Below are 14,710 nucleotides of genomic sequence, written 5' to 3'. Positions count from 1 at the left end.
GCATTCACCATGAAGACCTTGTTCCGTGGCGCGAGCCGCGCCGCGATCATCCTTGCCACCGCCATGCCCGTCGCCGCCCTGGCCGGCACCATCAGCGGCACCGTGTCCGACGGCACCGGCACCCGCGCGCTGCAGTCGACCCAGCTGCGCATCGTCGAAAATGGTCGTATCGCCGAAGCCGGCCGTGACGGTTCCTACCGCTTCCCCGACGTTGCACCGGGCACCTACACGATCGAAGCCCGCTACACCGGCGCTGATCCGGTGCGCACCACCGTCGTCGTGCCCGCCACCGGTGACGTCGATGCCGACATTCGCATCGGTTCGAACGTCGACGCGTCGATCATCGTCGTCGGCCAGGTCGCCAACCAGGCGTCGACGCTGTCGCGCCAGCGCGCGGCCGACGGTGTCGAAAGCGTCCTGACCCGCGACGCGATCGGCCAGTTCCCCGACCAGAATGTCGCAGAATCGATCCGCCGCCTGCCCGGCGTCAACATCCTGAACGACCAGGGCGAAGGCCGCTTCGTGTCGGTTCGCGGCCTCGACCCCGAACTCAACGCCGCGTCGATCAACGGCACCCGCGTGCCGGCGCCGGAAAGCGATGTCCGCTCGGTCGCGCTGGACGTCATCCCTTCGGAACTGATCGAATCGATCGAGATCAAGAAGTCGCTGACCCCGGACATGGACGGCGACACTATCGGTGCCTCGATCGAAATCCAGACCACCAGCGCCTTCGACCGCAAGAAGGATCTCTATTCGGTCAAGCTGGAAGGCAGCTATAACGACTATGCCGACGCGCTGACGCCCAAGGGCAGCGTCGACTTCTCGACCCGCATCACCGACCGCTTCGGCATCGCCGGCGGCTTCAGCTATTACAAGCGCAAGTTCGAGAGCGACAATATCGAGGCGGCCGACTGGAACCAGACGGACGATGGCATCGCCTATGCCGAGGAGCTCCAGTATCGCGACTATGACGTGCAGCGTAAGCGCCTGGGCGGCTCGCTCAGCCTCGACTGGCTGGCGACCGACACCACCAAGCTCTACGCGCGCGGCCTCTACAGCCAGTTCGAAGATCAGGAATATCGCGGCGACATCATTTTCCAGATGAGCGGCGAACCGGAATCGGGCGACGCAACCAGCGCGCAATTCTCCGATGAGGACGACCGCATCCGCGTCCGTCGCCGGATGAAGGACCGTTTCGAAAAGCAGCGTATCAAGTCTCTGACCCTGGGCGGTGAAACCAATACCGGTCCCTGGAAGCTGACCTATTCGGGTAGCTGGTCGGAAGCCAGCGAGCGCGAAAATGGCTCGATCGACCCGACCCGCTTCCAGGCGGATTTCGAAGAAAATGGCGTGAATGTCGGCTTCGACTATTCGAATCCCATGAAGCCGCGCTACACGGTCACCGGTAATACCGACGCCTTCTATGATGCCTCCAACTATGAGTTTGACGAGCTGGAACGCACCACGTTGTCGGACTCGAAGGATCGCGAATATACGATCAAGGGCGACATCAGCCGTGCCTTCGCCACCGATGGCGGCACCTTCACCGTCCAGACCGGCATGAAGGCGCGCTGGCGCAAGAAGAGCTATAATCTCCAGTCGGATGTCTATGACGGCTATGACGGCGATTATACGCTGGCCGACGTGCTCGGCGGCCAGACCTACCGCATTCAGGACATTCTGCCGCAGGCAAGCCATACCGGCCCGACCAATTTCTTCTATGACAATCAGGCCAATTTCGAGCTGAACGAGTTCGACACGCTGCTCAACTCGACCACGTCCGACTATTCGGTGACCGAAGACATCCTCGCCAGCTACCTGATGGGTCGCTGGGACAGCGACACGCTACGCGTCATTGCCGGTGTGCGCATGGAGCAGACCCGCAACGACATTCGCGCCTTCCAGACGCTGGCGACCGGCGACGAGGTCGAGGATATCACGATCACGCCGACCCGCTTCGTGCGCAACTATACCAACTGGCTGCCCAGCCTGACGGTCCGCTACGAGCCTGTCACCAACCTGGTCTTCCGCTTCGGCGGCTACAAGAGCCTGGTCCGTCCGAAACTGTCCAACCTGGCACCGCGCTTCGACATCAACGAAGATGGCGAGGCGACGCTCGGCAACCCGAACCTCAAGCCCTATAGCGCCTGGAACATCGACGCGTCGGCCGAATGGTATTTCGGCACCAACGCGGCGCTGACCGGCGGCTTCTTCTGGAAGTCGATCAAGGACTTCGTCGTAGAACAGACGATCGAGGAAGCGGGCACCATCTATGGCGTCGACTACAACCAGCTGACGACCTACATCAATGGCGACACGGCCAAGATCAAGGGCTTCGAACTGTCCTATAGCCAGGTCTTCAGCTTCCTGCCGGCGCCTTTCGACGGCCTGCTGCTGAACGCCAACTACACCTATACCGATGCCAAGGGCACGGTGCTGACCGACGGCGACATCGCCGATCCGCGCAAGGTGCCGCTGGCGGCTTCGTCGAAGAACACGTTCAACATCGTCCTGGGCTACGAAAAGGGGCCGATCTCGCTGCGCGCCGCGGGCACCTATCGTGACAAATATCTGGATGAGCTGGGCGGCAAGGCCGAGGATGACCGCTATGTCGACGATCATTTCCAGCTCGACCTGAGCGCAAAATATCGCGTCGCACCGGGCGTCCGGGTCTTTGCCGAGTGGATCAACGCCACCAACGAGCCCTATTTCGCCTATCAGAACTATGCCGGCGCCAAGCGCCTGCTGCAATATGAGGAATATAACTGGACCGCGAAGTTCGGCATTACCGCCAGCTTCTGATCCCGTTCGATGTCCCCTGCTTGCCGGTCGCGCCCTTGCGCGGCCGGCAAGTCCCGTTTTCCCGGAAAGGACGCCCATGTCCCGACTGTTCCTGACCATGTTGCTGATGGCGAGCGCCGCGCCGCTCTCCGCCCAGACCGCCGCCAGCCCGCCCGTGCCCCGCTCCGCCGGCACGCCCTATGCGGCACGCACCCTGCCCGATCGGATCATGCTGACGCCCGCCGCCGATCCGTCGCGCGGCATGGCCGTCGCCTGGCGCACCGATGCCGCCCAGACCGCCAGCGAAGCGCAGATCGCCATCTCCGTCGACGGCCCGACACTGGAGGAGAAGGCAAGGACCGTGACCGGTCCCGCCGGCACGGCCAAGGACAGCGCCAATGGCCCGGCCCTCTATCACCAGATCCGCTTCGACAATCTGACGCCTGATACCGTCTATGCCTATCGGCTGAAGGGCAGCGCGGGCTGGAGCGAGTGGCTACAATTCCGCACGGCGGCGGCGCAGGCCAGGCCGTTCCGCTTCCTCTATCTGGGCGACATCCAGAACGGTATCCTGACCTATGCCAGCCGCGTCATCCGCCAGGCTTTCCATGCCAATGGCGGGATCGAGCTGGTCGCCCATGCCGGCGATCTTGCCGCGCAGCGCGACGACCTCGACCATGATGACGAATGGGGCGAGTTCAACCAGGCCGGCGGCTATAACTGGTCGATCGTTCCGCAACTGCCCGCGACCGGCAATCATGAATATGTCGATGTGGTGAAGCCCGACGGCAGCGAGAGCCGCACGCTCGGCCCCTATTTCCCGCTGCAATTCGCGCTGCCCGACAATGGCGTGCCGGGCCTCAAGACCACCTATTTTATCGATTATCAGGGGGTGCGCTTCATCGTGCTGGACGGCACGTCGGCAATCGACCTCGGCACCATGGCGCAGCAGACCGCATGGCTCGACGCCACCCTGGCGTCCAGCAAGGCGAAATGGAATGTCGTGCTGTTCCACCAGCCCGTCTTCACCTGTGCCCGGCCGCAGGACACGTCCGAGGTCAAGGCCGCGTGGAAGCCGGTGTTCGACAAGCGCAAGGTCGATCTGGTGCTGCAGGGCCATGACCATTGCTACAGCCGCCTGACCTCCGAAGCGGGGCGCGAGGCGTCGGCACAGGCACGCAAGAATGGCGCGATCCAGGGGCCGGTCTATCTCGTCTCGGTCACCGGCTCCAAGATGTATGGCCTCAATGACCGTGCCCGCACCCAGCCGGACAAGACGGCGGAGGCGACCGAACTCTATCAGGTCGTGGACGTGGACGGCGATCGCCTGAAATTCCGCACCTATACCGCGTCGGGCAAGCTCTATGACGGTTTCGACCTCACAAAGGGCGCGGATGGCAATCACCTGACCGACACCAGCGAACCCACCATCGCGGTGCGCACCTGTACCGGCACTATCGGCCCCGATGGCGGCAAATGCGTCGCGCGCGGCAAATGAGGAATATCGTGATGAAGCCCTTCGTCCTGTCGCTCACCAGCCTGCTCGCGCTGGCCGCCTGCACCACCGCCGAGACGGAAGTGCCGGTCGCAACGCGCATCGCCAACGCCACGCCGGCCGTGAATGTCACGGCACGCGGCGAAACCACGCCGGTCGGCACGCCCAATGCCGACGCGGCGGATGATCCGGCGATCTGGCGCAATGCCGCCAACCCGGCCGCGAGCCTGATCGTCGGCACCGACAAGAAGGCCGGCCTCTATGTCTATGGCCTGGACGGCAAGACGCGCGATTTCCTGGACGCCGGCCGGGTCAACAATGTCGATCTGCGCGATGGCGTGGCGATCAATGGCCAGACCGGAATCCTGGTCGTGGCCTCGGACCGCAACGATGTGGCGAACTCCAAGCTCGCCCTGTTCCGCCTCGACAGCGTGACGGCGAAGTTGACAGCCCTGGGCAAGGTCGATGCCGGCAAGGGCGAGGCCTATGGCATCTGCCTGTACAAGGCACCGGAGGCGACCTACGCCTTCATCGTGCTGAAAGACGGGACGATCAATCAGGTCGCGATCGACGTCTCCGGCACGACGCCCGCCGGCAGGATCGTCCGCAGCATGAAGCTTGGCACCCAATCGGAAGGTTGCGCCGTGGATGACCGCACCGGCATCCTCTATGTCGCGGAGGAAGATGTCGGCCTGTGGCGCTTCGACGCGCGCGCGACCGGCTCCACCACGCCCACGAAGATCGCGTCGGCGGATGGCAAGAATCTGGTGATGGATGCCGAAGGCGTCGCCATCGCCGCGATTGGCGAGAAGGACGGCTATGTCCTCGTCTCCAGCCAGGGTGACAATGCCTATGTCGCCTATCGCCTGTCCGACGACAGCTATGTCGGTCGCTTCCGCGTCGTCGACGGCGCGATCGGCGGGTCGGAGGAAACCGACGGCATCGAACTGATGCTGGGCGATTTCGGCCCGGCCTATCCCGGCGGGCTTTTCATTGCGCAGGATGGCCATAACGCGGCGGCAGCGCAGAATTTCAAGCTGGTCGCCTGGGATGACATTGCCAAGGCATTCGGCCTGCCCCGATAAGCAGCCTTGTCCCCCTCCCTTTCAAGGGAGGGGTTAGGGGTGGGTAGCCTCCGAAGGAGGCTCGCTTCGCTCGCCACCCACCCCCCGACCCCTCCCTGGAAGGGAGGGGAGGCAAGCCTTATTTCTTCGCCGCGAACCAGGCCGCGGTCGGCGCCTTCAGGCGGCTGCGCGTCTCGATCCGGGTCTTGATCGCGGCGATCGAGCGATCGACCACCTTGCGCGATTCCGGCGTCAGATATTGGGTCGCATAGGCGTCGAGCTTGGTCACCATCGCCGGGTCGGCCGATCCGCCGCCCAGACGGGCCAGCGCCTGGCTGCGGGCCGACACGTCGATCAGCGCCTCATATTGCGCCTTGTGCGCCAGCACATAGTCGACCGCCAGCATCGGATGGGCGACGCCCACCTGGCCGATGATCGCGGCGCTGGTGGTCTTGCCCGGCTCGTCGGTCAGGGCGAGATCCAAGGCCTGCTGGCCCAGCTTCTCGTCCTTCGCCTTGCCGAGCAGCGCGTAGAGCGTGCTCTTCTCCAGGTCGCTCTGCGCGCCCTTGGCCATCACGCGCAGCTTGTCCCAGGTCGCCTGGTCGGCATTCTGGGCGATGATGCCCAGCCAGACATTGCGCAGCGGCCCGTCGAGCGCGGCCGGGTTGGTCGCCAGCGCGGCGAAGCGGCGGTTGGCCTCGGCCACCACGCCCTTATCGCCCATGCTGCCCAGCGTCGCGACCAGGCTGGTGCGCAGCACCGGCACCTGCGGCCCTTCGCCGGCCTTGGCATCATAGCCGATGGCCGTCAGCGCCGGGGTCAGCTTGGCCGAGGCATAGGCCGCGACCTTCGCCTGGGCGGCGGCGTCGCCCTCCAGCATGTCATAGCTGCTCTTCAAATAGCCGGGCACTTCGGCCAGCACGGCCGGGCTGCCATTGACCGGCACCGCGTCGACCAGGTCGAGCGCCAGGCCGATCGGCTGGTATCCGCCCAGCGCCAGCTGGAAATTGTCCGCCATCAGGCCGGTCTGGTCCATGCTGGACAGCTGGCTGAAGCCCTTGGCCAGTGCCTGGATATTGGCGGCCGGATAGAGCGAGCGATAATAGCCGGTCTGGCCCGCATTGATGACATAGGCGCCGCAGCCCGGCAGCGTGATCTGGCCATTGCCCTGCAGGATCAGGCGCTGCGCCTCGCCGCCCTGCACCTGCGCCTTCACCGGCACATTCCACTTGAGCGGCGCCTTGTCCTTGGCGTCGCGGCTAAACTCGCCCTGGCTCAGCGTCAGGATGGTGTTGCCACCCTGGCACTGGGCGCTCTCCACCTTGACCAGCGGGATGCCCGGCTGGCTGGTGAAATCATGCGCAATGCTGACCAGGCCCTTGGCACCCGCGCCCTCGACCGCCTTCCAAAGATCGTCGGTGACGGTGTTCCCATAGGCGTGGCTCTTCATATAGGACTGGATGCCCGCCTTCCACGCATCCTCGCCGGCATAGCCTTCGAGCATGGTGATGACCGCTTCGCCCTTCTGATAGGTGATGGCGTCAAACGCCTGGTTCACCTGATCGACGGTGGTGATCTTCTGCACGACCGGGTGGGTGGTCTTGAGCGCGTCGAGGCTCATCGCCCGCTCGCGGCCATCGACGCGCGACAGCAGCGCTTCCCATTCCGGGTTCAGCTTGTCAGTGACCTTGGTCGCCATCCAGCTCGCAAAACCTTCGTTCAGCCAGAGATCGTCCCACCAGGCCATGGTGACGAGATCGCCGAACCACTGGTGCGCCATTTCATGCGCGGCCACTTCATAGATGGCGCGCTTGGTCTCTTCCGAGGTGAAGCGCGGATCGACCAGCAGGGTACGTTCGAAGGTGAAGATCGCGCCCCAATTCTCCATCGCGCTGAAGAACTGGCTCTGGCCCGGACCCGCGACATTGTCGAGCTTGGGCAGCGGGAAGGGCACGCCGAAATAATCGTTATAATAAGGCAGGATCGCCGCCGATGCGTCGAGCGCCAGCTGCGCCTTGCCGGTATTGCCCCGGCCGGTGATGACGCCGACTTCGGTATTGCCCGCCATCTTGGTCGCGCGGTCCAGTTCGCCCAGGCCGAAGAAAAGCAGGTAGGAGGACATTTTGGGGCTGGTGCCGAAGGTCACCAGCTTCTTGCCGCCGCCAATGTCCTTGCTCGTCTTGACCGGCATGTTGCCGACCGCCAGCTGGTCCGCCGGGACCACGGCGCTGAGGTCAAAGGTCGCCTTGTAGCTCGGCTCGTCGAAGCTCGGCACGAAACGGCGGGCGTCGGGTGCCTCGAACTGGGTGAAGAGCGCGCGCTTCGCGGCGCCTTCATTGTCGGTATAGTCGAGCGCGAACAGGCCGTTCGCCTGTTGGTTGATGATGCCGGCATAGACCATCGTCAGCTTGTAGCTGCCCGGCTGGACCGGCTTGCCGAAGTCGAGGCTGACGGTCTGGGCATCGGCATCGACCTTCGCCGTACCGGTGATCGCCTTGCCCTTGGCCGGGGTCAGCGTGACGCTGGAGACGGTCAGGTCGGCCGCGTTGAGCACCAGAGCCGGCATGGCCGTGGCGACAGTGACGTCGATCGTCACCTTGCCGGTGAATTTGAGGTTCGCCGCATCGGGCGTCACTTCGATCGCATAATGGCTAGGCGCGGCGCCACGGGGCAGCTGGGTGGTGACACCGGCGGCGGGGCCGGCAGGCGCGGTCTGGGCCAGCGCGGGCGCGGCGATCGCCAGCGGCGCGGCCGCCATCAGGAACGGCAGGATTTTCGACAAGGGCATGGGGGAAGGAACTCCGATACGGCTTGGATGGCGCAATGAGACATAGTCACGCGCAACATGCAAACCGGATCGGCCCTTTCCCGCGGAGGGTCAAGTGAACTATCCGCAAGAGAATGTCGTTGGTCGAAGCCTGTTGCGCGTTCGTCCAACAAGAAGGCCAGCCAGCGCCCTTTTCCGTTCGCTTCGAGCCCAGTCGAGAAGCGACAAGCGCCTCTGTTTCTCGACAAGCTCGAAACGAACGGCCGTATGGTTCAGCCGCGGCCGCGATAGCCCGGCACGTCCTGCGGCGGCAGCCACAGGCCGGCGGGCGGTTCGCCCGACTGCCAGAAGACGTCGATCGGGATGCCGCCGCGCGGATACCAGTAACCGCCGATGCGCAGCCAGATCGGCTGCATTTCGGTGAACAGCCGCTCGCCGATGCCGACGGTGCAATCCTCGTGGAAGCCGGCATGGTTGCGGAAGCTGCCCAGGAACAGCTTGAGCGCCTTGGATTCGACGATCGTCGCGCCGGGCGCATAGTCGATCACCAGATGGGCGAAGTCGGGCTGCCCGGTCACCGGGCAGAGCGAGGTGAATTCCGGCGCCGTGAAGCGCACCAGATAGGGCTTGCCCGGACGGGGATTGGGGACATAGTCGAGGACGGCGTCCTCGGGCCGCTGCGGCAGGGTGCTGGCGCGGCCGAGATGGAGCGGGGTATCGGTCATGAGGGCGCATGTAGTCGATTACACGCAATTTGTCATCGGTCCGGCGCGCAAGGCCATCCGTTCATCTGGCGTTCAGCAAAATTTCTGCCTTGGCAGGGCCATGGGGTCTATGCGTCTGTTCCTTTCCGCCCTGCCGCTGCTGGCAGTCACGCCCGCGCTGGCACAGCAAGCCACCGGCAGCGATCCGGTCGTCAATCTGCAGCGCGCCGCGCCGCCGCCGCCGGCCGATGATCCGCGCCGTCAGGGTCCGGAACTGGACGTGTTCCGGGGCACGGTAACGCCGACCCCGACGCCCACTCCGTCGCTGCCGCCGATCGTCGCGCCCACGGTGACGCCGGCGCCGACCCAGCGCACGCCCACGCCTGCCCCCGCACCGCAGCGCCCGGCCCCCACGCCAGCGCCGACGCCAACCGAAACGCCGCGCAACGCGCCCTCGTCAGCCCCCACCGAACGCCCGGCCGCGCGCGACGCCACGCCAGCGCAGCCCAGCCCGGCGCCCGCTGTGGCGGAACCGGACAATGCCGCCAACGCGGTGGAAACGCCGCCGCCAGCCGCGCTGCCCGCGCCCGAGCCGGTCACGGCCGACAACAGCGTCACCACTGCCGAACCCGCACCGGACGCCGAAGCGCAGGGTCTGAGCTGGCCCTGGATCGCCGCCGCCATCGCCGCGCTGGCGGTGATCGCCGGCTTCCTGCTGATGCGGCGCCGTCGTGCGGCAGCGGACGTCGACGCCGCGCCGGCGAGCGCGCCAGCCCCGGCAGCGCCCCGGCCAGCCCCGGCCCCCGTTGCGCCGCCCCCGCCCGCCCCTGCAGCGCCAATGCCAACACCAGCCCCCGAGCCTGTGGCGCCGGCGCCGGCCAGCGATGCCGAAGAGCGCCCCTGGATCGAGATGGGCCTCGACATCAGCCTCGCCCGCTCCTCGCTGATCGGCGTGACCATCGGCTATACGCTGCTGCTCCACAATCGCGGCGATCGCCCGGCTCGCGACATCATGGTGCGCGGCATATTGGGCAATGCGGGCGCGCAACAGGATGCGTTGCTGCGCCATTTCTTCGGTGGCGAAACCGGCATGCCGCTGCATTCGATCGTCTCGATCGCGCCGGGCGAAACCGTGCGCATGACCAACGAGCTGCGCCTGGCCCAGGACGAGATCGTGCCGGTGACGATGGGCGAACGGTCGCTGCTGGTGCCGATCGCCGCCTTCGACGCCCATTATCGCTGGGGCGAGGATGAGGAAGCGCCCGAAGGCACCGGCCGCACCGGTCGCGCCTTCATCGTCGGCCAGGAACAGGAGCCGCCCGCCGAGCGCCTGTCGCCCTTCCGCCTCGACCAGGGGCCGCGCCAATTTCGCCGGCCGGCCGCCCGCGCCGCCGCCGAAGTGCCGCCGGCCTGAGCATTTCCCTTTCCTGTCCGGCCAGGCGCTCCTAAAGTGCCTGCCGGACAAGGCAAAAGGGGCCGCATGGACATTCTCGTTTCCACCGACTGGCTGGCCGGCGAAATCGGCAAGCCCGATCTCGTCATTCTCGACGCCAGCCTGTTCCTGCCCGGCACGCCGCGCGACCCGCGCGCCGAGTTCGACGCGGCCCATATCCCCGGCGCCGCCTATATGGACCTGCCGAGCCTCAGCGATCCCGCCGATCCGGTGCCGGGCCAGTTGCCGCCCGACGCGTTGATGACGCAGCGCATGCAGGCACTGGGCGTCAACGCCGACAGCCGCATCGTCGTCTATGACAACAGCCCGACCCACAGCGCGGCGCGCGGCTGGTGGATGATGCGCGTCTATGGTCTGGGCGCATCGGCTGCGATCTTGGACGGCGGGCTGCCCAAATGGCTCGCCGAGGGACGGCCGGTCGAAAGCGGCACGCCAGCCATCGCGCCCGGCAATGCGGTCGCCCGGCTCGACCGGACGCAGGTGCGTAGCAAGGCGGACATCCTCGCCAATCTCGATAGCGGCACAGCGCAGTTGCTCGACGCGCGCGGCGCAGGGCGCTTCACCGGCGCCGAGGCCGAACCCCGCCCCGGCATGGCGTCGGGCCATATTCCCGGCAGCCGCAACATCCCCTCCTCCGCCTTCTTCGCCGCCGACAACAGCCTGAAACAGGGCGAGGAACTGCGCCGCCTGCTGCTCGACGCCGGAACCGATCTCGACCGACCGATCATCACCACCTGCGGCAGCGGCGTGACCGCCGCGATCATCCTTGCGGCGCTCGAAACGCTCGGGAAGCGCGACGTCAGCCTCTATGACGGCAGCTGGTCCGAATGGGGCTTCGATCCCACCACGCCCAAGGCGACCGGGCCGGCCGCATGAGCGAGGACAGCAGAAGGCCGTTGACGAAGCTGGCGCAGGCCGGCCGCCGCGCCGACTGGACCGGCATGCCGGGGCAACCCGGCGCGATCGTCAGTCCGGGCGTCTGGCGCGCCTCGACCATCCTCTATGACGATGTCGCCCATCTGCGGAAGGCAGCGGGCAGCAGCACGCATGAGCGGCTCTTCTACGGGCGCAAGGGCACACCGACCAGCTGGAGCCTGGCCGACGCGCTGACCGAAATGGAGCCGGGCGCGGAGGGCACGATGCTCTTCCCCTCGGGCGTGGCGGCGATCGCCTGCGCGCTGATGGCGGTGCTGCGGCCGGGCGACCAGTTGCTGATGGTCGACAGCGCCTATGACCCGACCCGCAATTTCTGCGAGCAGGTGCTCAAACCCTTCGGCGTCGAGACGCTCTATTATGATCCGACCATCGGCGCCGGCATCGCCGAGCTGCTGACCGATCGCACCCGCGCCATCTTCCTGGAATGCCCCGGCAGCCTGACCTTCGAGGTGCAGGACGTGCCGGCGATCACCGCCATCGCGCGCGATCGCGGCATCACCACCCTGCTCGACAATACCTGGGCGACGCCGCTCTTCTTCCCGGCGCTGGCCCATGGCGTCGACATCGCGATCCTCGCCTGCACCAAATATATTGTCGGCCATAGCGACGTGATGATGGGGTCGGTCACCGCCACCCCGGCGCTGTTCCCCAAGGTCCGCCAGTCCGCCTATCTGTTCGGCCAGATGACCAGCCCCGACGATGCTTGGCTTGCCAGCCGCGGCCTGCGGACCCTGGGCGTCCGCCTGGCCCAGCATCAGGCGAGCGCACTCACGATCGCGCAGTGGCTGGCCGAGCAGCCCGATGTCGCCCGCGTGCTGCACCCGGCGCTACCCGACTGCCCCGGCCATGAATTGTGGGCGCGCGATTTCAGCGGCTCGACCGGCCTGTTCAGCTTCGTGCTGCAGGGCGGGGACGAGGCGGCCCGCGCCGCGCTGATCGACGGGCTCGCCCATTTCGGTATCGGCTATAGCTGGGGCGGGTTCGAGAGCCTGGCCCTGCCGGTCGATCCGGCCCGCTATCGCACCGCGACCATATGGCAGGCGGAAGGCCCGGTCATCCGGCTGCAGATCGGGCTGGAGGATCCCGCCGACCTGATCGCCGACCTCGACGCCGGTCTCGCCCGCTTCCGGGCGGCACGCGGATGACGCAGCTGTCCGCATGGCTCGCCCGGCTGCCGGGCAATGCGGACATCACCCAGCCGCTGATCGCGGTCGGTATCGCGCTGCTGCTCCATGCCATGGCCTATGGCCTGGCGCGGCTGCTGGCCCCGCGCATCCGCGAACGCCTGCCTGCCCTCAGCGAACTGGCATCCACCCATGTCCGCCCGATGCTGCGCCATGCGATCAGCGCGCCGCTGTTCGCGACGGCACTGGCGCTGTGGCCGGCGGACAGCATCGCCCATCTGATCCTGGGCGCCGCGCTCGCCCTCGCCGTCGCCCTGTTCGCGCTGCATCTGCTGCAGGCGCTCAGCTTCCCGCGCTGGGCGATCACCCCGCTCGCCCTGCTGCTGTTCGTCATGGTGATATCGGGCAGCAGCGGCGGCATCGCGCCGGTCGGGTCGATGCTCGACGATGTCGCGCTGACGCTGGGCAAGCGGCGGATCAGCCTGCTCGACCTATTGTCGGTTGCGGCGACATTGGTCGCGCTGCTTGCCGGCATCCGCCTTGCCAACCGGCTGATCCGGCGCAGCATCCAGAAGGCGCCCGATCTCGACCCGACCCAGAAATTGCTGGGCCAGAAGCTGGCTGGCATCGCCGTCATCATCGCCGCCTTCTTCATCGGCATCGACATATTGGGCATCGACCTCACCGCCTTCACCGTCTTTTCCGGGGCGCTGGGCCTGGCAGTCGGCTTCGGCCTGCAGAAGACGGTCGGCAATCTGATCGCCGGCATCATCCTGCTGATGGACCGGTCGATCAAGCCGGGTGACGTGATCGCGGTCGGCGACAGTTTCGGCTGGGTCAGCAAGATCGGCGTGCGCGCCGTGTCGATCATCACCCGCGACGGCAAGAAACATCTCATCCCCAACGAAAATCTGATGACGCAGGAGGTGGAGAACTGGTCCTATTCCGACCGCAATATCCGCGTCCGCATCCCGGTGGGGATCAGCAATGACAGCGACATCGCGCTGGCCCAGCAACTGATGCTGGAAGCGGCCGAGGAAAGCCCGCGCGCGCTCAAGCATCCCGAGCCCAAGGTATGGCTGACCGCGCTCGGCCGATATCGGCTGGAGCATGAGATCCGCGTCTGGATCAACGATCCGGAAAATGGCGTGGGCGGCGTGACCTCCGACGTGCTGATGCGGGTGCTGGACAAGTTCAAGGCACAGGGCATCATCGTCCCCTATCCGCGCCAGATCATCGAATTACGGCAGCCGCAGGATAGACATGATCTAGCAATGAATGAGCCCGACATTTCGGACCATTCCCCGTCCTGAGCGACCGCAACAGCGTTCGAATATCCAATAAATCACGCCTTATCATGTAGATATGCCGGGCATCCGGCGAACGCAGCCGCGCGTCTTGTTGCGCCGTAGCAACAATAAAAGACGTAAAAGACATGAAACAGCAATAATATCTTGTGCGCCGCAGCGCGCGCAGGCATGGCCAAACTTGTTGAGGCAAGCTGGCCCACTTCCCCTAGGGGAAGCATAGAGGCAGGCGCCTGAACGCAGGCGGGACGATCGCAGAACCATCAAGGGGATTATCATGCGTAAGTCCATTCTCGGCCTCTCGGCCTTCGCTCTTGTTGCGCTGTCGGCACCCGCCATGGCCCAGGATGAGCCCGCTCCCGCGGTGACCGTCACCGGCAATGCCGCCGTCGTCAGCGATTATCGCTTCCGCGGCATTTCGCAGACCAACAAGAAGATCGCGCTGCAGGGCGGCATCACCGTCACTCATGAATCGGGCTTCTATGTTTCGACCTGGGGCAGTTCGATCGACGAATATGTCGCCAACGGCTCGGACCAGGAACTCGACCTGATCGGCGGCTATTCGACCACGGTCGGCGGCGCGACGATCGACGTCGGCGTCCTCTATTATTACTATCCGGGCAATGCCGGTGCGAACACCGACTTCGTCGAGCCCTATGCCTCGATCAAGGGCACGTTCGGCCCCGCCACCGCCAAGCTGACCGCCAACTACGCCCCCAAGGCGAAGGCGCTGACCGTCGGCAATGGCAAGGAAGATAATCTCTACCTCGCCGGCGACGTCTCGGCCTCGATCCCCAACACCCCGCTGGGCGTGTCGGCGCATCTGGGCCACAGCTTCGGTCCGAGCTACCTGACCATCGGCAAGGAATATACCGACTGGAATATCGGCGCGACCTACACCTGGGGTCACCTGACCTTCGGCGTATCCTATGTCGACACCGACAAGTCGCTCTATTCGTCGGCAGGCCACAATATCAGCAAGGCCGGCGTGCTCGGTTCGCTCACCGCCTCCTTCTGATCCGCCTTCCCTTCGGGGGTGACCAGGGCCGCGCTCTCCAGGGGGGATCGCGGCCCTTTTC

Annotated in this window: 10 protein-coding genes; 8 read left to right on the top strand and 2 right to left on the bottom strand. The window is 65.8% G+C overall.

The genetic code is table 11. From position 1 onward, the window contains the following. Positions 1 to 9 precede the first annotated feature (9 nt). From AC13EK_RS09530 to AC13EK_RS09520, 3 genes are all read left to right on the top strand, one after another. On the top strand, positions 10 to 2,802 hold the full coding sequence (locus tag AC13EK_RS09530) for a TonB-dependent receptor (protein WP_069335462.1): 2,793 nt from the start codon (positions 10 to 12) through the stop codon (positions 2,800 to 2,802). A 76-nt stretch (positions 2,803 to 2,878) separates the two neighbouring features. Further along, positions 2,879 to 4,279, top strand: a complete 1,401-nt coding sequence (locus AC13EK_RS09525; protein WP_069335463.1) for a purple acid phosphatase family protein — start codon at positions 2,879 to 2,881, stop codon at positions 4,277 to 4,279. A gap of 11 nt (positions 4,280 to 4,290) precedes the next feature. Further along, positions 4,291 to 5,361 (top strand): phytase, encoded by a 1,071-nt coding sequence (locus AC13EK_RS09520; RefSeq protein WP_069335464.1) that lies wholly within the window; start codon positions 4,291 to 4,293, stop codon positions 5,359 to 5,361. A 118-nt stretch (positions 5,362 to 5,479) separates the two neighbouring features. On the opposite strand, the gene AC13EK_RS09515 is transcribed toward AC13EK_RS09520, so the two are convergent. Continuing rightward, positions 5,480 to 8,128, bottom strand: a complete 2,649-nt coding sequence (locus AC13EK_RS09515) for a M1 family metallopeptidase (protein WP_069335677.1) — start codon at positions 8,126 to 8,128, stop codon at positions 5,480 to 5,482. A gap of 251 nt (positions 8,129 to 8,379) precedes the next feature. Beyond that, positions 8,380 to 8,832: a preQ(1) synthase gene (gene queF, locus AC13EK_RS09510; protein ID WP_004210067.1), complete on the bottom strand. Its 453-nt coding sequence runs from the start codon at positions 8,830 to 8,832 to the stop codon at positions 8,380 to 8,382. 109 nt (positions 8,833 to 8,941) lie between these two features. Here queF and AC13EK_RS09505 point away from each other — a divergent pair, with 109 nt between their 5' ends. The 5 genes from AC13EK_RS09505 to AC13EK_RS09485 all read left to right on the top strand — a co-directional run bounded on the left by AC13EK_RS09505 (position 8,942) and on the right by AC13EK_RS09485 (position 14,649). Next, positions 8,942 to 10,225 (top strand): hypothetical protein, encoded by a 1,284-nt coding sequence (locus AC13EK_RS09505; RefSeq protein ID WP_483022180.1) that lies wholly within the window; start codon positions 8,942 to 8,944, stop codon positions 10,223 to 10,225. Positions 10,226 to 10,291: 66 nt separating this feature from the next. Next, the gene (gene sseA, locus AC13EK_RS09500) at positions 10,292 to 11,140 is read left to right on the top strand and encodes a 3-mercaptopyruvate sulfurtransferase (RefSeq protein WP_069335591.1); all 849 of its coding nucleotides are present in this window, start codon (positions 10,292 to 10,294) and stop codon (positions 11,138 to 11,140) included. Continuing rightward, positions 11,137 to 12,345, top strand: a complete 1,209-nt coding sequence (gene metC, locus AC13EK_RS09495) for a cystathionine beta-lyase (RefSeq protein WP_069335592.1) — start codon at positions 11,137 to 11,139, stop codon at positions 12,343 to 12,345. Before sseA ends, metC begins: the two co-directional genes overlap by 4 nt. Further along, positions 12,342 to 13,637: a mechanosensitive ion channel family protein gene (locus AC13EK_RS09490; RefSeq protein ID WP_069335593.1), complete on the top strand. Its 1,296-nt coding sequence runs from the start codon at positions 12,342 to 12,344 to the stop codon at positions 13,635 to 13,637. The genes metC and AC13EK_RS09490 overlap by 4 nt, the downstream gene beginning before the upstream one ends. Before the next feature lie 271 nt (positions 13,638 to 13,908). Further along, on the top strand, positions 13,909 to 14,649 hold the full coding sequence (locus AC13EK_RS09485; RefSeq protein ID WP_069335594.1) for a TorF family putative porin: 741 nt from the start codon (positions 13,909 to 13,911) through the stop codon (positions 14,647 to 14,649). The last annotated feature ends 61 nt before the right edge of the window (positions 14,650 to 14,710 follow it).

The organism is Sphingobium sp. L-44 (assembly GCF_056859495.1).
Note: the sequence above shows the minus strand (reverse complement) of the source record. Positions and strands in the feature narration are given on the sequence as shown.